The sequence below is a fragment of the Oceaniglobus ichthyenteri genome, from assembly GCF_003057885.1.
Lineage (GTDB): Bacteria > Pseudomonadota > Alphaproteobacteria > Rhodobacterales > Rhodobacteraceae > Oceaniglobus > Oceaniglobus ichthyenteri.
This window is the reverse complement of record NZ_QAGK01000012.1, coordinates 26321-45001: the sequence shown is the minus strand read 5'-3', so window position 1 is coordinate 45001 and position 18681 is coordinate 26321. Positions and strand designations below refer to the sequence as shown.

General features: G+C 58.2%; 20 protein-coding genes. 16 read left to right on the top strand and 4 right to left on the bottom strand.

The window, feature by feature from the left end; translation table 11 throughout:
- The first annotated feature begins 2 nt into the window (after positions 1–2).
- On the top strand, positions 3–785 hold the full coding sequence (locus tag C8265_RS15875) for an enoyl-ACP reductase FabI (protein WP_164512357.1): 783 nt from the start codon (positions 3–5) through the stop codon (positions 783–785).
- On the top strand, positions 739–1797 hold the full coding sequence (locus C8265_RS15870) for a serine hydrolase domain-containing protein (protein ID WP_164512356.1): 1059 nt from the start codon (positions 739–741) through the stop codon (positions 1795–1797). Before C8265_RS15875 ends, C8265_RS15870 begins: the two co-directional genes overlap by 47 nt.
- A gap of 54 nt (positions 1798–1851) precedes the next feature.
- Here the strand turns inward: C8265_RS15870 and C8265_RS15865 are convergent, their stop codons facing one another.
- Positions 1852–2280, bottom strand: coding sequence for an FKBP-type peptidyl-prolyl cis-trans isomerase (locus C8265_RS15865; protein ID WP_108484999.1), 429 nt, complete (start codon positions 2278–2280; stop codon positions 1852–1854).
- Between the two features lie 154 nt (positions 2281–2434).
- Between C8265_RS15865 and C8265_RS15860 the strand changes: the two genes are divergently transcribed.
- The 9 genes from C8265_RS15860 (at position 2435) to C8265_RS15820 (ending at position 11686) form a co-directional block, all read left to right on the top strand.
- Entirely contained in the window at positions 2435–3112 is a 678-nt protein-coding gene (locus C8265_RS15860) for a haloacid dehalogenase type II (RefSeq protein WP_108484998.1), read from the top strand.
- The gene (locus C8265_RS15855) at positions 3112–3930 is read left to right on the top strand and encodes an alpha/beta fold hydrolase (protein ID WP_108484997.1); all 819 of its coding nucleotides are present in this window, start codon (positions 3112–3114) and stop codon (positions 3928–3930) included. The genes C8265_RS15860 and C8265_RS15855 overlap by 1 nt, the downstream gene beginning before the upstream one ends.
- An 8-nt stretch (positions 3931–3938) precedes the next feature.
- Positions 3939–4898, top strand: coding sequence for a threonine ammonia-lyase (locus C8265_RS15850; protein ID WP_108485073.1), 960 nt, complete (start codon positions 3939–3941; stop codon positions 4896–4898).
- A 12-nt stretch (positions 4899–4910) separates the two neighbouring features.
- On the top strand, positions 4911–5699 hold the full coding sequence (pcaD, locus tag C8265_RS15845; protein ID WP_108484996.1) for a 3-oxoadipate enol-lactonase: 789 nt from the start codon (positions 4911–4913) through the stop codon (positions 5697–5699).
- A gap of 147 nt (positions 5700–5846) precedes the next feature.
- Positions 5847–7130, top strand: a complete 1284-nt coding sequence (locus C8265_RS15840; protein ID WP_108484995.1) for an amidohydrolase family protein — start codon at positions 5847–5849, stop codon at positions 7128–7130.
- A 19-nt stretch (positions 7131–7149) separates the two neighbouring features.
- Positions 7150–8127, top strand: a complete 978-nt coding sequence (locus C8265_RS15835) for a BMP family protein (protein WP_108484994.1) — start codon at positions 7150–7152, stop codon at positions 8125–8127.
- 55 nt (positions 8128–8182) lie between these two features.
- Complete coding sequence (locus tag C8265_RS15830) at positions 8183–9718, top strand: ABC transporter ATP-binding protein (protein WP_108484993.1); 1536 nt, start codon at positions 8183–8185, stop codon at positions 9716–9718.
- Positions 9708–10745 (top strand): ABC transporter permease, encoded by a 1038-nt coding sequence (locus C8265_RS15825; protein WP_108484992.1) that lies wholly within the window; start codon positions 9708–9710, stop codon positions 10743–10745. Before C8265_RS15830 ends, C8265_RS15825 begins: the two co-directional genes overlap by 11 nt.
- Positions 10742–11686: an ABC transporter permease gene (locus C8265_RS15820; protein WP_108484991.1), complete on the top strand. Its 945-nt coding sequence runs from the start codon at positions 10742–10744 to the stop codon at positions 11684–11686. The genes C8265_RS15825 and C8265_RS15820 overlap by 4 nt, the downstream gene beginning before the upstream one ends.
- Before the next feature lie 2 nt (positions 11687–11688).
- Here C8265_RS15820 and C8265_RS15815 read toward each other — a convergent pair whose 3' ends face one another.
- Positions 11689–12435, bottom strand: coding sequence for a sulfite exporter TauE/SafE family protein (locus tag C8265_RS15815; protein WP_240611114.1), 747 nt, complete (start codon positions 12433–12435; stop codon positions 11689–11691).
- Positions 12436–12527: 92 nt separating this feature from the next.
- Positions 12528–12875, bottom strand: coding sequence for a DUF2794 domain-containing protein (locus C8265_RS15810; RefSeq protein ID WP_108485071.1), 348 nt, complete (start codon positions 12873–12875; stop codon positions 12528–12530).
- 507 nt (positions 12876–13382) lie between these two features.
- Between C8265_RS15810 and C8265_RS15805 the strand changes: the two genes are divergently transcribed.
- The gene (locus C8265_RS15805; protein WP_108484990.1) at positions 13383–13817 is read left to right on the top strand and encodes a c-type cytochrome; all 435 of its coding nucleotides are present in this window, start codon (positions 13383–13385) and stop codon (positions 13815–13817) included.
- Here the strand turns inward: C8265_RS15805 and C8265_RS15800 are convergent, their stop codons facing one another.
- Positions 13818–14090 carry an I78 family peptidase inhibitor gene (locus C8265_RS15800; RefSeq protein ID WP_164512355.1) on the bottom strand — a complete coding sequence of 91 codons (273 nt, stop codon included), beginning with the start codon at positions 14088–14090 and terminating at the stop codon, positions 13818–13820.
- A 55-nt stretch (positions 14091–14145) separates the two neighbouring features.
- Here C8265_RS15800 and C8265_RS15795 point away from each other — a divergent pair, with 55 nt between their 5' ends.
- The 4 genes from C8265_RS15795 (at position 14146) to deoD (ending at position 18602) form a co-directional block, all read left to right on the top strand.
- A complete protein-coding gene (locus C8265_RS15795; RefSeq protein ID WP_108484988.1) occupies positions 14146–15258 on the top strand; it encodes an S-(hydroxymethyl)glutathione dehydrogenase/class III alcohol dehydrogenase in 1113 nt (370 codons plus the stop codon).
- Positions 15259–15454: 196 nt separating this feature from the next.
- Entirely contained in the window at positions 15455–17419 is a 1965-nt protein-coding gene (locus tag C8265_RS15790) for a protein meaA (RefSeq protein WP_108484987.1), read from the top strand.
- Between the two features lie 144 nt (positions 17420–17563).
- Complete coding sequence (locus C8265_RS15785; RefSeq protein WP_108485070.1) at positions 17564–17878, top strand: H-NS histone family protein; 315 nt, start codon at positions 17564–17566, stop codon at positions 17876–17878.
- A 19-nt stretch (positions 17879–17897) separates the two neighbouring features.
- The gene (gene deoD / locus C8265_RS15780; RefSeq protein WP_108484986.1) at positions 17898–18602 is read left to right on the top strand and encodes a purine-nucleoside phosphorylase; all 705 of its coding nucleotides are present in this window, start codon (positions 17898–17900) and stop codon (positions 18600–18602) included.
- Positions 18603–18681 lie beyond the last annotated feature (79 nt).

Sequence of the window (18681 nt, the reverse complement as noted above, 5' to 3'; positions counted from 1 at the left end):
TTATGGATCTTAAGGGAAAACGCGGCCTGATCATGGGCGTGGCAAATGAACGCTCCATCGCCTGGGGCATTGCGTCGGCCATGGCCGGGGCGGGTGCGGAATTGGCCTTTACCTATCAGGGTGAAGGGTTCGGCAAACGGGTTGAACCCCTGGCCGCCTCTGTTGGCAGCACCACGTTGATTGATGTTGACGTGAGTGATGATGCCTCGCTTGATCTGGCGTTTGATACGTTAAAAGACACCTGGGGCAGTATTGATTTTCTGGTCCATGCCATCGCGTTTTCCGATAAGAACGAACTGACGGGCCGTTTCATCAACACCAGCCGCGAGAATTTCAAAAACTCGCTGGCAATCAGTTGTTACAGTTTTATCGATGTGGCGCGCCGCGCCTCTGAACTGATGCCAAATGGCGGCACCTTGCTGACCTTGACCTATCAGGGGTCAAACCGGGTTACGCCGTTTTATAACGTCATGGGCGTGGCCAAGGCGGCGCTGGAATCTTCGGTGCGCTATCTGGCCAATGATCTGGGCCGCGATGGCATTCGGGTGAATGCGATTTCGCCGGGCCCGATGAAAACCTTGGCCGGGGCGGCGATTGGCGGGGCGCGCAAGACATTTAAACACACCGATACCAACGCCCCCTTGGGCGGCAATGCCACGCTTGAGGCGGTGGGCGGCACGGCGGTTTATCTGGCCTCTGATGCCGGGGCCTGTACCACGGGCGAAATCATCCGCGTTGATGGCGGATACCATGTGTTGGGAATGCCCCAGCCCGAAAACCTGTAACGCGATGCGGCAGGATCGCCGCACCGTTCTGGCCATGTTGGCGGCGGGCTGCGCCCTGCCCGCCCATGCCGCCCCCACCGTCTTTGAAGATGTGTTCACCTTGGCGCGCGAGGTCGAGCAGCTTAACACTCTGCTTATCGCGCAGCACGGCAAAATCATCGACGCCCGCGCCTTTCGCGGCCCCGATCTGAACACGCCGGTCAACGTGAAATCGGTTAGCAAATCCTTGCTTTCAACTTTGGCGGGCGCAGCCATCGAACGCGGTGAAATCCCGTCACTTGACAGCCCCGTCGCCCCCTATCTCAAACGCGTCATCCCCCGGCGCGCCGACAGGCGGGCCAAATCGATCACGGTGGAGCATCTGTTGGCGATGCAATCGGGCCTGACGCCATTCGCGGGCCGCACGTATGGCGCATGGGTATCGGGCAAACACTGGATTTATGAGGCCTATGAGGCACCGATGCTCGCCGATCCGGGCACCACGCGGCTTTATTCCACGGCCAATACCCATATTCTGGGCGTGGCTTTGGCCACTGCGGCGGGCAAATCCCTGTTGGAACTGGCCAATGAACGCGTCGGCGATCCGCTCGACATATCCTTTCCCCCTTGGACGCGCGACCCCCAAGGCAATTATCTGGGCGGCAATGATATGCACATTTCGCCCATCGGCATGTTTCGCTATGGCGAGGCGTATCGCACCAACGGCACCTGGCAGGATGAAACCCTGACCAGCCCCGGCTGGATTGAAATCTGTTGGCAACCGCGCACCATGGCCGATGTGCCCGAGCACCGATACGGGCTGACCTGGTTTTTATGGGATACCAATGGTGTACGGGTCAATTATGCCCGCGGCTATGGCGGGCAGATGATATACGTCGTGCCCGAACGCGCCCTGACCGTGGTGATGACCAGCAATCCGGGCAGGCCCGCGCCGATCAATGGCCATTTGAAAACGCTGCACGCGCTGGTGTCGGGCGCGATCCTGCCGATTGCCCAGCGCGAAATGACATGAAAAAGGCCAGGGCGGCGCACCACCCTGGCCTTTGAAATCTCAGCAAGCCTTGGCTTAGGAAATATCCACAACCGAAACCGCAAAGGTCAGATCTTTGCCGGCCAAGGGGTGATTGGCATCAATCGTGATTGCCTCATCCGTCACATCGGCAATCACCACTGGCATCGCCTGACCATCGGGGGTTTGCACCTGCAATTGGGTGCCAACCTCGGCCGGAATGTGATCGGGGAATTGATCGCGCGGCACGGCCTGCACCCGCTCGGGGTGATGCGCGCCGTAAGCTTCGTCAGCCGGAATTGTTACCGTCTTTTCATCGCCCACGGACATGCCTGTCACTGCGGCATCCAATCCGGGGATGATCTGTCCCGAACCCAATTCAAACTCTAACGGGTCGCGGCCTTCAGAGCTGTCGAATACGGTGCCGTCTTCCAGCGATCCGGTATAGTGCATTTGAATTTTATTGCCTGATTGTGCCTCAGCCATTGCAGTTCTCCTTAAATTAAAAAGCGCGCCAGGAGCGGCGCGCCAAAAAATCCCCGACATCCTGTCAAACCCTGCCGCCCAAGTAAACCCCCGGGGCTTTCCCTTGTCCTGCGGCTGTGTCACGATCACGCGACGACCAAACAAAAGGCACCCCATGGCCATCACCACCTGTATCTTTGACGCCTATGGCACCTTGTTCGATGTCACCGCCGCCGCCCGCGCCGCAGCACAGGAACCGGGCAATCACGCCCTGCGCCGCATCTGGCCGAAACTGGCCGCAGACTGGCGGGCGAAACAGCTGCAATATACGTGGTTGCGGGCAATCACCGGCGAATATTGCGATTTTTGGCAGGTCACACAGGATGGGCTGGATTGGGCGCTTGAGGCGGCCGAGATTGACGATCCGGCCCTGCGCGAACGTCTTTTGGCGCTGTATTGGGCGTTGGATGCCTATCCCGAGGTGCCCGAAAGCCTGGGATCACTGCGCGCGATGGGTATGACCACCGCGATCCTGTCAAACGGGTCGCCCGATATGTTGGCGGGGGCGGTCGGCTCGGCCAATCTGTCGGAGTTGTTGGACGATATACTATCGGTAGAGTCGGTTGGCGTGTTCAAACCCGATGCGCGGGTCTATAATTTGGTGGGCCAACGGTTCGGCTGTTCCAAATCCGAAGTGCTGTTCGTGTCGTCCAATGGGTGGGATGCGGCCGCCGCTGCGGGATACGGGTTCACCACGGTCTGGGTTAACCGCGCGGGCGATCCGGTTGATCGGTTGCCCGCCAAACCGCACCATATCTTGCCCGATCTTTCCAATCTTTTAGGTTTACTCTGATGCCTCATTTCACCACCTCCGATGGCTTGTCGCTGTATTATGACGATCAGGGCGACGGCGCGCCGCTTGTCTGTCTGGCGGGGCTGACCCGCAACACCACCGATTTCGATTATGTTCTACCCTATCTGACCAATAACCGGTTGATCCGGCTTGATTATCGTGGGCGGGGCCAATCCGAATGGGGCCAGTGGGAAGATTACACAATCCCGGTTGAGGCACGCGATACGCTGGAACTGCTTGATCATCTGGGGCTGAAACGGGCGGCGATTTTGGGCACATCGCGCGGCGGTTTGATTGCCATGGTTCTGGCGGCCACGGCAAAACACCGGCTTACCGCTGTTGCGTTAAACGATATCGGCCCTGAAATCGCGCCATCCGGGTTGGAAACCATCAAAGGCTATATTGGCCGCAATCCCAGCGTCAAAACCCACGCCGAGGCCGCCGCGCTGATGCCAAGCCGGATCACCGGCTTTGCAAATGTGCCCGCCACCCGCTGGGCCGAAGAAGCGGCCAAGCATTATATCGCCACCGCTGACGGGCTGAAAATCAACTATGATCCGGCTTTGGCAAAGTCGGTCGCGGCCTCTGGTGCGCAACCTGCGCCTGATCTTTGGCCGCTGTTTGATGCCATGGATGGCCTGCCTTTGGCGCTGATCCGGGGGGCGAACTCCGATCTGTTATCGCGCGAAACCGCCGCAGAAATGCGCGCCCGCCGCCCCGATATGATCTTTGCCGAAGTTCCCGATCGCGGCCATATTCCGTTTTTGGACGAACCCGAAGCGCGCAGCGCCCTTGCCCAGTGGAGCACCCAGTTTTGAACATCGAAATGATCACCGCCGCCGCAGCGCGCGCGAAAGGCCACATTCGCAAAACGCCGCTGTTGTCTTCGCCATTTCTGGATGACATCGCCGGGCGGCCCGTGTGGGTGAAGGCCGAGTGTTTGCAACACACCGGCAGTTTCAAGGCGCGCGGTGGTTGGGCGGCGCTGTCGGCCCTGCCTCCCGATCAACGCGCCAAAGGGGTGATTGCATTTTCCAGTGGCAATCATGCCCAAGGGGTGGCGCGCGCCGCCGCCGCCCATGGCACCACCGCCGTGATCATCATGCCCGCAGATGCGCCACAGATGAAAATCGACAACACCCGCGCCTTGGGCGGCGAAGTGGTGCTGTATGATCGCAGCAGTGAAGACCGTGATGAAATCGGCGCCCGCATGGCAGCCGAGCGGGGGCTGACCCTGATCAAACCATTCGACGACCCACAGGTGATTGCCGGACAAGGCACCGCCGGTCTGGAAATCGCCGAACAGGCCGCCACGCTTGGCATTACCAAGGCCGATGTATTGGTGTGCTGCGGCGGTGGTGGCCTGACCTCAGGCATTGCTTTGGCGCTGGCCGATCGTGCGCCGGGCCTGCGGGTGCGCCCGGTTGAACCCGATGGGTTTGACGATGTGAAACGCTCGTTGAAGGCCGGAACGATCCAAAGCAATCCGCGCGCCACCGGATCAATCTGCGATGCAATCCTGACCCCCGCACCGGGCCAATTGACCTTTCCGATCATGCACGAACATTGCGCCGCCCCCCTGAGCGTGAGCGACGATCAGGCGCTCCATGCCATGGCATTGGCCTTTCAACGGTTGAAACTGGTGCTGGAACCGGGCGGCGCGGTTGCTCTGGCTGCCGCCCTGTTTCACCCGGAGGCACGGGGCGACGGGCCGATCATCGCCGTGGCATCGGGCGGGAATGTGGACGCCGCCGTGTTTGCCACCGCCCTGTCCCGCTTTGCCTGATTGAGGTGTAAAATGCCCATCGCCCCCCTGCCCGACCTGAACGTTCATTATAAAATCACCGGCCACGGCGCGCCGGTGGTGTTTTGCAACTCACTGGGTACCGATATGCGGTTGTGGGATGATATCATTCCGCTGCTTCCTAAAAACCTGCAATATATTCAGTATGATAAACGCGGTCATGGCCTGACTGATGCGCCGCCTGCGCCCTATTCCATGGGCGCGTTGATTGGTGATGCCGAACGCCTTTTGGATCATCTGAACATCCAGGATTGCGTTTTTGTGGGCTGTTCCATCGGTGGCATGATCGGCCAGGGCCTGGCTGTGAAACGCATGGATCAGGTGCGCGCGCTGGTCCTGTCCAACACGGCCGCGCGCATTGGCACCCCGCAAATGTGGGCCGAGCGGATTGAAAAGGTGACAAAGGGCGGAGTTGACGCTGTCGCCGATGGGGTGATCGAACGCTGGTTTTCCAAATCGTTCCGCGCCACACCCGAGGTGGTGAAATGGCGCAACATGTTAATCCGCACCCCGCAACAGGGATATGCCGGATGCAGCGCCGCAATATCGGGCAGTGATTTTTTGACCACCACCGCCACGCTCACCCTGCCCACTCTGGCCATCGCGGGCAGCGAAGATGGCTCGACGCCGCCCGACATGGTGCGCGAAACGGCGGGCCTGATCAACGGCGCGCGGTTTCATCTGATCCGCGGCGCAGGGCATTTGCCCAGTGTGGAAAAACCCCAAGAATTTGCCGCAACCCTGACTGAATTCCTGAATGAAATCGGCCATGGTTCGGCGTAACCTGCCCCATCCAACGGCAGATTATTTTCAACTGATTAAATGACAGGCAGCCCGTGCATCCAGACAAAGAATCAGCTTACAAAGAGTCGGCATTTGTAACTTTTTCTGTATGGTCAAATTCATGATGAATCACTCAGGCGGCCCAACATGTTCGATCTGATCCTGCGCAATGCCACCCTGAAGGATGGTTCAAACACCGATATCGGCATCGCGGATGGGAAAATTACCGCGCTGGAACAAAATGTTGGCGGCGATTCGCACGAGGTGGTCGAATGCGCCGGGCAATTGGTCACGCCTCCGTTTGTCGACGCGCATTTCCACATGGATGCCACTCTATCCCTTGGCATGCCGCGCATGAACGTCAGCGGTACATTGCTCGAGGGGATCGCGCTTTGGGGCGAACTCAAACCGCAACTGACCGTTGAAGGAATGGTTGAACGCGCGCTGCGCTATTGCGATCTGGCCGTGTCCCGGGGCCTTTTGGCAATCCGCAGCCATGTAGATGTGTCTGACCCGACATTGCGCACCGCCGAAGCGATGTTAGAGGTGCAGCGCCTGGTCAAACCCTATATCGATCTGCAACTTGTCGCCTTTCCCCAGGATGGGTATTTGCGCAGCCCCGGCGCGGTTGATCTGTTGAACCGCAGTTTGGATATGGGTTTGAACATCGTCGGCGGTATTCCACATTTTGAACGGACCATGGCCGATGGCGCCGCCTCGGTTGAACAACTGTGCCGCATTGCCGCCGACCGGGGGTTGCCCGTGGATCTGCATTGCGACGAAAGCGATGATCCGATGTCGCGCCATATCGAAACCCTGGCGCAACAAACCGTGCGTTTTGGATTGCAAGGGCGCGTGACCGGCAGTCACCTGACCTCGATGCATTCGATGGATAATTATTACGCCACCAAGCTGATCGCCCTGATGGTTGAGGCGGATATTCGCGTGATCGCCAACCCGTTGATCAACATCACCCTTCAGGGGCGGCACGACAGTTACCCCAAACGCCGGGGCCAAACCCGTGTGCCTGAATTGATGGCGGCGGGGCTGACCGTGGCCTTTGGCCATGATTGCGTGATGGACCCGTGGTACAGCCTGGGATCGGGCGACATGTTAGAGGTGGCGTCGATGGGCCTGCATGTGGCGCAGATGACATCGCGCGCCGCGATTGGGCAAGCGTTCGATGCCGTCACCGCGAATCCGGCGAAAATACTGGGCCTGCCCGATTACGGCATCGCCTTGGGCAACCCCGCCGATCTGGTGCTGTTACAGGCAACCTCGGCGATTGAGGCGGTGCGCCTGCGCCCCACCCGTTTGGCGGTGATCAAAGGCGGGCGCATCATTGCCCGCACAGCGCCGCAAATCACCCAATTGTCGCTGACCGGGCGGCCCGATCATGTGAACCCTGCCGATTACGCCCCAAAAACATAACAAACAGAGAGGAAACGCCATGAGATTGAAAAGACGCAGCTTTTTACAAGCCACCGCCGCCATCACCGCCACGGGCCTCTATGCCCCTGCCGCCATCGGTCAAGCCAAGGTAAAAGTCGCCGGCATTCACGCCAGCCCGGTTGAAAACGCCTGGAACAGCCGATTGCACGGCGCGCTTTTGGAAGCTGCCGATGAGGGCGCGATTGACTATGTTTTCTCCGAAGGTGTCAGCGGCACCGACTATGGCCGCGCGATGCGGGAATATGGCGAACAGGGCGTCGATCTGATCGTTGGCGAATCCTATGCCGTTGAACAAGAGGCCCGCGAAATTGCCGCCGATTACCCCAATGTTGGCTATCTCATGGGCAGTTCGGGTGGGCCAATGGGCGATAATTTCGGCACTTTCGGGACCTGGAATCACGAGGCGGCGTATCTGGCCGGCATGTTGGCCGCCCCGATGAGCAAATCTGGCATTTTCGGTGCCGTCGGGGCGATTCCGATCCCCGAGGTGAATATGCTGATCAACGGCTATCGTGCCGGTGTCACAGCCGTGCGCCCGGATGCCGAACATCTGGTTGGTTTTATTGGCACGTTCTTTGATCCACCCAAAGCGCGCGAGGCGGGATTGGCGCAGATCGACGCCGGCGCCGATATCCTGTTTGGCGAACGGATCGGCACCGCCGACGCGGCCAAGGAACGCGGGATCATGGCGATCGGATCCCTGATCGATTACACGCCGCGCTATCCCGAAACGGTGTTTGCCAATGCGATGTGGTATTTCAAACCGCTTTTGATGGCGGCCGTCGCCGACACACAGGCCGGTGACCCGACCGGGCGCGATTACACGCCTTACAACCTGATGAAAGAGGGCGGAAACGACATTAAATACAGCGAATCCATGGTGCCCGCCGAAGCAATCGGCGCAATGGAAGAAGCACGCGCCGCAATCAAGGCCGGCACGTTTGAGGTTCCTGTAAACATGGAAGAACCGACATAAATCGCACGGGGGCCGGTAAAACATCGGCCCCTTTGCGCCCATTGGTTATGTTGAAATGAACAGCCCTGCACCATCATCCCCTGTCCTGTCCCTTGTGGGGATCAGCAAACGGTTTGGCCCGGTTGTGGCCAATGAAGACGTGTCCATTTCCCTGGCCAAAGGCGAGGTTTTGGCCCTGCTTGGGGAAAATGGCGCGGGCAAAACCACGCTGATGAACATTCTGTTCGGCCATTATATGCCCGATTCAGGCTCGGTCACGGTTAAGGATACCTGCCTGACCATGGGGCGGCCCCGCGATGCGATCAATGCGGGCGTCGGGATGGTGCATCAGCATTTCACCCTGGCGCCAAACCTGACCGTGCTTGAAAACATTATGACCGGAACCGAGCCGTTGTTCGCCCTGCGCGCCCGCACCGGGGCGGCCCGCGCGAAATTGGCCACACTTTGCAAACGCTTCGGTCTGGCCGCCAACCCCGATGCGCGGGTCAGCGATCTTTCGGTGGGTGAACAGCAGCGGGTCGAGATTTTAAAGGCGCTGTATAACGACGCCGAAATCCTGATTCTGGATGAACCCACCGCCGTTTTGACCCGCCCTGAGGCAGAAAAGCTGTTTCAAGTGTTGCGGACGATGGCGGCGCAAGGGCTTTCGATTATCTTTATTTCCCACAAATTGAACGAAGTGATGGAGAGCGCCGACCGCGTGGTGGTTTTGCGCGGCGGGCGGGTGACCGCAGAACGCGCCACATCGGCCACCGACAAGGATGAGTTGGCCGCGCTGATGGTGGGCCGCCGGGTCGAACGGCCCAAGCGCGGCGATGCCCTACGCGGGCCGACCGTGGTTGAGGCGCGCGGTGTTGATGTAACCGTCAAAAGCATCAAGGTACTGCAAGATATAGATTTTTCTCTGCACCGGGGAGAGGTGTTGGGCATTATCGGCGTTTCTGGCAACGGCCAAACGGTGCTTGCTCATCTGCTGTCGGGCCTGGCCCATCCCGGCGCGGGCACCCTGACGGTGCTGGGCGCACCCTTGGGCCGGGCAACGCCGTCGCACCTTATCGCCAAGGGCATTGGCCGCATCCCCGAAGACCGCAACACCGAAGGCGCAGTGGGTGATTTCACCCTGTGGCAAAATGCGGTTCTGGAACGGTTGGGCGATTCGCGGTTTTCACGCTGGGGGTTTGTGCGTTCGCGCCCCGCCCGCGCGTTTTGCGATAAGATTATCGCGCGGTTCGATGTGCGCGGTGGCACCCCCGATACCGCCACCCGCAACCTATCGGGCGGCAATATGCAAAAGCTGATTTTTGGTCGCAACCTGCTTGATGGTCCTGCGATACTGATCGCGGCACAGCCCACCCGCGGGTTGGACGAGGGCGCAATTGCCGCCGTACATTCCGAAATTTTAGCAGCCCGATCAAAGGGGTGCGCTGTTTTGTTGATCTCCGAGGATCTGGATGAAACCTTGGCCTTGGCCGACAGAATACAGGCCATCGTCAAGGGCCGCCTGTCCCCGCCGGTGGCCAGCACCGGGTTGGATGCGCGCCGTTTGGGGCTGATGATGGCTGGCGAATGGGATGGGCTGCATGCGGTTTGAACGTCGCGCCACACGCCCGCCCCTGTTGACCATCGGCGCGCCAATTCTGGCGCTTTTGTTTGCGCTGATCGTGGCGGGCGGTTTGATCGCGCTGTCGGGTGCCCCGGTGTTTGAGGCCTATCGGCGAATCTTTATTGGTGCATTTGGATCGCAATTGGCGATCACCGAAACCCTCACCCGCGCCACACCGCTTATCCTGACCGGGCTGGCCGCCGCCGTCGCGTTTCGCGCCAAAGTGTGGAATATCGGCGCCGAAGGGCAGTTTTACCTGGGCGCATTGGCCGTGGCGGCGTTTGGCTCTGTGGTGCCCGGCGTCATCGCCATCCCGGCGTTGATGATCGTCGGCGCGTTGGCGGGTGTGATCCTGTTGGTCATTCCTGTGCTGTTGCGGCTGCGGTTCGGGGTGGATGAGGTGGTAACGACGCTGTTGTTGAATTTCATCGTGGTGCTGTTCGTTTCCTTGGCGATTGAGGGTTTTTTGCGTGATCCGCTGGCCTTTGGCTGGCCACAATCCATTCCCGTTCCGCCCGAGGCGCGGTTGGATAAGCTGGTTGCGAAATCGCGGTTGCACACCGGGCTGATTGTGGCCGTTGTCGTTGCAGTATTGGTGTGGGCCATCCACCGGTTTACGGTGTTCGGCCTGCAATCGGCGGCGGCGGGGGCCAACCCCAAGGCGGCGGAATTTGCCGGCGTGCCGATCACGAAAACCTTGTTCAAGGTGGCGTGTTTGTCGGGCGGATTGGCCGGACTGGCCGGCGCGATTGAGGTAATGGGCGTCAAAGGCCACGTGTCCACCGCCCTGTCGCCGGGGTTTGGATATACCGGGATCGTCGTGGCGATGCTGGCCAATCTATCGGCCCTCGGGGTGATATTCGCCGCGCTTTTCGTTGCCGCGATGTTTGTTGGGGCCGACGGGATGAGCCGCGCCTTGGACGTGCCCAGCTTTATCGCGGACGTCACTACCTCACTCGCCCTTTTGGCCATGTTGGTGGCGCTGTTTTTCACCCAATACCGGATCGCGCGATGACCGAATTAATCGAAATCTTGTTCACTGTCGGGCTTTGGGCCTCGGTCTTGCGGATCGCCACACCGTTGATCTTTGGCACTTTGGGCGCGCTATTGTGCGAACGGGCCGGAGTTTTGAACCTGGGCATCGAAGGGATCATGACCTTTGGCGCGATGATCGGCTGGCTCACCGTGTTTTTTACCGGCGATTTATGGTCGGGGGTGATTGCGGCGGCCGTTTGCGGCGCGCTGTTTGGCCTGCTCCATGCGGTGCTGACGGTGAATCTGGGGCTGTCACAGCACGTGACGGGACTGGGCATCACGTTGTTCGCCGCCTCGTTCAGCTATTATATTTTCCGTTTGGCGGTGCCTGTGCAAGGCAGCCCACCGACGGTTGAGGCGTTTGAAAACTATCCCATTCCGTTTTTGTCGGATGTGCCGATCCTGGGGCCAACCCTGTTCACCCAAACTCCGCTGACCTATCTGGCGATTGCCTGTGTTGTGATCTTGGCGTGGGTGATGGCGCGCACGCCGCTGGGGCTGGCCATTCGGATCACCGGCGAAAACCCCCATGCCGCCGAAGCGCAGGGCCTTGATCCGATCCGTATTCGCATCGGATGTATCATGGTCGGATCGGCGTTGATGGCAGTAGGCGGCAGTTTTCTGACCCTTGCCGCATTCAACAGCTTTTTCCCAACCATGGTTCAGGGGCGCGGTTGGGTCTGTATCGCGCTGGTGGTGTTTTCCATGTGGATGCCCCTGCGCGCGCTTCTTGGTGCGCTGCTGTTTGCATTGTTTGATGCCTATCAATTGCGGCTGCAAACCGTGGTGGGCAAGGCGGTGCCTTATCAGCTGTTTCTGATGCTGCCCTATGTTCTGTCGATTGTCGCACTGGTGCTGATGTCGCGCCGCGCCCGGGTGCCACAGGCGTTGATGAAACCCTATCGGCGCGGCGAACGGTAAGGTCACAGCCGAAACAGATAGGCCCCAACCAAAACACAGCCCAATCCGGCCACAGCGACCCGCATAGGCGTGTCGGGAAGGTGTTTCACCACCCGCGCGCCGACATATCCGCCGATCAATCCGCCCACCAGAACCGCCATTGCGGCGTCCCACACCACCAACCCCGAAAACGAAAGCGGGATCACCGCCACCGAATAAATTGAAAATGCTGTCAAGTTTTTCAATGTGTTGGCTTTTTGAATCGCCAAACCGCCTGCCGCCGTCAACACCGCGATCAGCATGAATCCCAGTCCGGCGCCAAAATATCCGCCATAAAACCCGACCGCAAACATCAGCACATGGGTTACTTTTTGCAACGCTCCACCGGGAAACAGCCGTTGCAAAACCGCGCTTAACCGACGGCCCATCAAAATCGCCGCGACGGCCACGAATAAAAGCGCCGGAATCACCGCAAGAAACGCAGATTCAGTTGAAAAGATAAGTGCAAATGCGCCCGCAAGCGCGCCCAGCATCGCTGGCAACATTTGCAAAAACAGCGCGCGTGGGTTTGCAAACAACCCCTGCCGATTGGCCCAAACCGCGCTGAGCTGTGCAGGCCACAGCCCGACCGCCGCGGTGGCATTGGCCGCAAGTGGCGGCAGCCCTGTGGCCACGAGCATCGGAAAAACAAACAATTTCGCGCCGCCCGCCGCCGCATTCACCGCACCGCCCAGGATGCCGGAGACAAAAAACACAAGATATTCTGACATTATCGGCCTTCACTTATCGAACAAAACGGCCGATCTGAAACAGGGATCGGGCAGTATACTATCACTTTTCAAACATCAGGCCGAAAAGCAACCTAGTCCACAGCGCGGATCAGCTTACGCTCTAACACCCTGAGCACTGTTGGCAGGTCTGCGCCACGCTTCAAAATCTGCCCGTCCATGGCAATGACCGCATATTGCCCCTGGCGGCCGCGCAGTTTTGGCCGCTTTTCAATCCGGTAAATCGGATTTTCCGCCGAACGTCGAAAAACAGAAAACACCGCCACATCGCGCAGGAACGACATGCCATAGTCGCGCCATTCACCTGCGGCCACCATGCGCCCATACAGGGTCAGGATCGCCGCCAATTCGCGCCGGTCAAACGCCACCCGATCATTCGGGTCCGAGCGTTGGGGAAAGGGGGTGGGCGGCTGCATGTTCATCACACCGATCTTGCCCAGTTGGCCCCACAAAGGCAAGCGGTTCAGATTGCGGTGCGCTGGCCGCACAATCATCATCTCTTTCCCCCTATTGTTCCGCGAAATCGCCACAATCGGCTGTCACAACCGTGTCAGAGCGATCAACGCTTGCCCGGTGCTGTGTAAACTTTGCCCCCACCCAGTTCACAGCACCGGGGCCTGTTCTTATCCTTTATCTTTGAACAGAACCGGGGCGCATGCTGTATCGTCCATTGCCCCAATTTTGCCATGCAATCACCTTGGCGATTGCCCGTTTGCGCCCTGTCATTGCCGCCCTTGCCCGGTATCACGGTCAGCAGAGCGACAGATCGCTTTGCCCGGTGCCGTGTTTCATTGCCCCCACCAATGCACGGCACCGGGCCAATTCCCTTAAATGTGATCACACCATCGTGGCACCCAAGGCTTTTGACCTAGACAGGGGATTGTGGCACTCTAAGCTTTGATTTTTATCATTGTTAAAGGACACTGCCCATGAAATCGACACTTGCAGCCCTCATCGCCCTGGGCGTTGTCGCCACGGTGCCCCAGGCATTTGCCGAATCTCACGCCGATCCGGTGGCGGCGCGGATGGAATTGATGAAGGACGTTGGCGCACAGACCAAGATCCTTGGCACAATTGCAAAAGCCGATTTTGATGCTGACGCGGTTCAGGCTGCCGCATCTGCGCTGCATGCGGACGCGCAACAGATTCCCGCCAAATTTGAAGCCAATGAAATGACCGAAAAATCCGAAGCACTGCCCGCAATCTGGGAAAACTTCGATGATTTCAAAGACAAAGCCATGGCGTTGGAAGTTGCCGCAAAATCCGCAATGGACGCGACCGATACCGCGACGCTGGGCGCCGCGATGGGCCAGATCGGCGGGGCCTGCAAAGCCTGCCACGAAGATTACCGTCTGAAGAAATAATCAGCCGCAATATACGGTTTCGATCAATCCTGTGTTGCCCACTTTGATGTTCATTCGGGTGGGCACATAATCCAATGTCACCAAGGTATCGGGCTTGATGATCCGCACGTCTTGTGTGCTGGGTATTGTCACATCACTCAAGGCCTGGCCGATCAGGCTTTGTTGGGTTGACGCGCCACAGGCATCGGTACCCGGTTGTGCGGGGTCTTGGGCGGCGCACCCCGCAAGCCCCCAAATCATAACGCTGCTGACGATCACGGTCTTGAGTTGCATTTCACTCTCCTTTTGGCCCAAAGTCCTCATAACGCTATAACTTGAGAGGATTGTTATGAGAACCCGTGCTGCCGTTGCATTAGAGGCCGGAAAACCGCTTGAAGTTATGGAGGTCAACCTCGATGGCCCCCGCGCCGGAGAGGTTTTGGTAGAAATCAAGGCCACCGGCCTTTGCCATACCGATGAATTCACCCGATCCGGTGCCGACCCCGAAGGCGCGTTTCCCGCGATTCTTGGCCATGAGGGTGCCGGCGTCGTGCTTGAGGTGGGCGAAGGCGTGACCAGCCTGGTGCCAGGCGATCATGTGATCCCGCTTTATACGCCCGAATGTCGGACTTGCGAATACTGTCTGAACCCGAAAACCAACCTCTGCCAATCGATCCGCACCACCCAAGGGGCCGGTGTGATGCCCGATGGAACATCGCGGTTTTCCATGCTGGATGGTACGCCGATCCTGCATTACATGGGCTGTTCCACCTTTGCCAACCATACGGTTCTGCCTGAAATCGCACTGGCCAAGGTGCGCAAGGATGCACCATTCGATAAAATCTGTTATATCGGCTGTGGCGTAACCACCGGCATCGGCGCGGTGATCAATACCGCCAAGGTTGAAATCGGCAGCCGCGCCATTGTCTTCGGGCTTGGCGGAATCGGATTGAACGTGATTCAGGGCTTGCGCCTGGCCGGGGCCGATCAGATCGTCGGCGTCGATCTGAACCCTAGCAAGGTTGACATGGCACGCCGGTTCGGCATGACCGATTTCGTCAATCCATCCGAGGTCAAAGGCGATCTGGTGGGGCATCTGGTCGAACTCACCCGCGGTGGGGCCGATTACACGTTCGATGCCACCGGCAATGTGGATGTGATGCGCACCGCATTGGAATCGTCGCACAAAGGCTGGGGCGAATCCATCATCATCGGCGTTGCGCCCGCAGGTGCCGAAATTTCGACCCGGCCGTTTCAATTGGTAACGGGGCGATCCTGGCGCGGCACCGCGTTTGGCGGCGCGCGAGGCCGGACAGATGTACCAAAAATCGTTGATTGGTACATGGACGGAAAAATCGAGATTGACCCGATGATCACCCACACCATGGGGTTGGACGACATCAACAAAGGGTTTGACCTGATGCACGAAGGTAAAAGCATTCGCGCGGTTGTTGTTTACTGATTGTGCCGCATGATCAGAATGGTTGGGGGCGCAGATCAGTGATCGGCGCCCTTTTTTTATGGCTGTTCGAAATCACCGACAATGAATTTCACGTCAAACCAGCCATCTTGTAACTTGCCGCAGCGCAGCGATTGACATTGGTATAAAATTTCCCCTATCACCGTATTAAGGTAAGATTATTGCGCACGAGGCTTAGATGACCCAAACCAAAGATCGCCCCTGGCTTTTCCGCACCTATGCCGGGCATTCCACCGCCGCCGCGTCAAATGCATTGTACCGTGGAAACCTGGCCAAGGGGCAAACCGGCCTGTCGGTGGCTTTTGATCTGCCCACCCAGACCGGATATGACAGCGATCATGTTCTGGCCCGGGGCGAAGTGGGCAAGGTCGGCGTGCCGGTGGCGCATCTGGGCGATATGCGCGCGTTGTTCAAAGATATTCCATTGGATCAGATGAACACGTCAATGACTATCAACGCCACTGCGCCATGGTTGTTGGCGCTGTACATCGCCGTGGCCGAGGAACAGGGCGTCGATCCCGCAACCCTGCAGGGGACGGTGCAAAACGACATCATCAAGGAATATCTGTCGCGCGGCACCTATATCACCGCCCCCGAACCCAGCCTGCGGATGATCACCGATGTCGCGGCCTATACCCGCGAACATTTGCCAAAATGGAACCCGATGAACGTGTGTTCCTATCATCTGCAAGAGGCCGGCGCGACGCCGGAACAGGAATTGGCCTTTGCTTTGGCCACGGCCACCGCAGTTCTGGATGATTTGCAAGGCAAAGTCGCGCCCGAGGATTTTCCACAAATGGTCGGGCGCATTTCGTTTTTTGTAAACGCGGGCATTCGGTTTGTTACCGAGCTGTGCAAAATGCGCGCTTTTGTCGAATTATGGGATGAAATCTGCGTCCAACGTTATGGCGTCGAAGACCCGAAATTCCGCCGCTTTCGCTATGGGGTGCAGGTGAATTCTTTGGGCCTGACCGAACAACAGCCCGAAAACAATGTCTATCGTATTCTGATTGAAATGCTGGCTGTGACGCTCTCTAAAAATGCCCGCGCGCGCGCCGTGCAATTGCCAGCCTGGAACGAGGCTTTGGGCCTGCCCCGACCATGGGATCAGCAATGGTCCCTGCGGATGCAGCAAATTCTTGCCTATGAAACCGATCTTTTGGAATATGGCGATTTGTTTGACGGCAATCCGACAATCACCGCCAAAGTCGAAGCGCTGAAAAGCGGTGCCCGGGCTGAATTGGATACGATTGATGGCATGGGCGGCGCCGTGCAGGCGATTGAATATATGAAAATGCGGCTAGTTGACTCCAACGCCGCGCGCATTGATGGCATCGAAACCGGCACCACCACTGTCGTAGGCGTGAACCGGTTTCAGAATGGTGAACCCTCGCCGCTGACCGCCGGCGACGAGGCGATCATGGTCGCCGACCCCGAGGCCGAGGCCGATCAGCTTAACCGTCTTACCGCCTGGCGCGACGCACGCGACACACGGGCCGTGAACGCCGCATTGGACGAACTGCGCGCCGCAGCCCGCTCTGGCGCCAATATCATGCCTGCCAGCATCAAAGCCGCCCGCGCGGGCGCCACAACGGGTGAATGGGGCGATATGATTCGCACTGCATTCGGCCAATACCGCGGCCCCACCGGCGTGTCACGCAACCCGTCAAACCGCACCGAAGGGTTGGAAGAAATTCGCGCCGCGGTAGATGCGGTTTCAACGCGTTTGGGCCGTCGATTGAAAATATTGATCGGCAAACCGGGGCTGGATGGCCATTCAAACGGCGCCGAACAAATTGCCAGCCGCGCGCGCGATTGCGGCATGGACATCACCTATGACGGGATTCGCATGACTCCGGCCGAAATCGTGCGATCGGCCCATGATGAAGATGCCCATGTAATCGGTCTTTCGATCCTGTCGGGCAGTCATATTCCATTGGTGGGGGAATTGATCGACCTTTTGCACGAGGCCGGTCTGGGCCATATTCCCGTGGTCGTCGGGGGAATTATTCCAGAAGATGATGCACTTAAGCTGAGTGAAATGGGTGTCGCGCGCATATATACGCCGAAGGATTTCGAACTGAACCGGATCATGTCAGATATCGTATTAATTGCCGAACCCACAACAGTTGCCGCAGAGTAAGGTATTCATTCTTTTTTGTCTTTAAGGCGATTGTACGCCAATTCCGAGCCCATTTGAAATTTGTCTTGCAAACCTGACAAATTTGTCAAAAAAAGCGGCTGGAACGTGCTCAATTACCGGGCAATTTGGATGATTGGAAACGATATGAATCTTGATCAGCTCTCACGTGCGGAACTGTTGAAGTTGCGCAGTGATGTGGATGTGGCCTTGGATAATTTGGAGGCCCGGCGCAAAACAGAAGCCCGCGCCGCCGCTGAAGCCATTGCAAAAGAACACGGTTTTAACCTCAGCGAACTTTTAAGCAGCGATAAATCAGGAAAGAAAAAGGGGCAGAAAAACCCCCCGAAATATCGCAATCCCGCCGACCCTTCGCAAACCTGGACAGGTCGCGGGCGTCAACCGGCTTGGATCAAGGACGCGCTGGCCGACAACAAGTCATTGGATATGTTCGAAATCTAAGCTGAATAAGGCGCGTTATATGACAATTCACATTGGCGCCGAACCCGGCCAGATTGCTGAAACCGTTTTGATGCCCGGTGATCCACTGCGTGCGCAGTGGGCCGCCGAAACTTTTCTCAGCGATGTTGTTTGCGTTAACCGTGTGCGCGGAATGCTGGGGTTTACCGGCATCTGGAACGGGCACCGCGTTACTATTCAGGGATCGGGCATGGGAATGCCGTCCATGTCGATATACGCAAATGAATTGATCCGCGATTACAACGTCCAAACGCTGATCCGAATTGGCTCAGCAGGTGGAATGCAGCCTCAGGTAAAACTGCGCGATATTATTCTGGCGCAGACCGCCAGTACGCTATCCTCACCTTCGATGGGTGTGTTTCGCGAACTGAATTTTGCGCCTTGCGCCGATTTCGGATTGCTGCGCCATGCCTGGTCTGCCGCCAGAAACATGGATCTGACACCTCATGTGGGCGGAATTTACTCATCCGACGTGTTTTACGATGAACGGCCCGATCTGAACGAACAACTGACCCGACACGGCATTCTCGCCGTTGAAATGGAAGCGGCCGAACTTTACAATCTCGCCGCGCGCTATGGTCGTCGCGCCCTTGCGGTGATGACCGTCTCCGATCACCTCATCACCGGCGAAGCGTTACCATCGCAAGAGCGCGAACGCAGCTTTGCCGATATGGTCGAAATCGCCCTGACCGCCGCCTTCGCGTAGGGTTCGCAACTGTCGGCAGATCCGTCGCACCGATCCAATCCTGACTAACCCGATGACACGGCATGACCTGCCGTGTCGA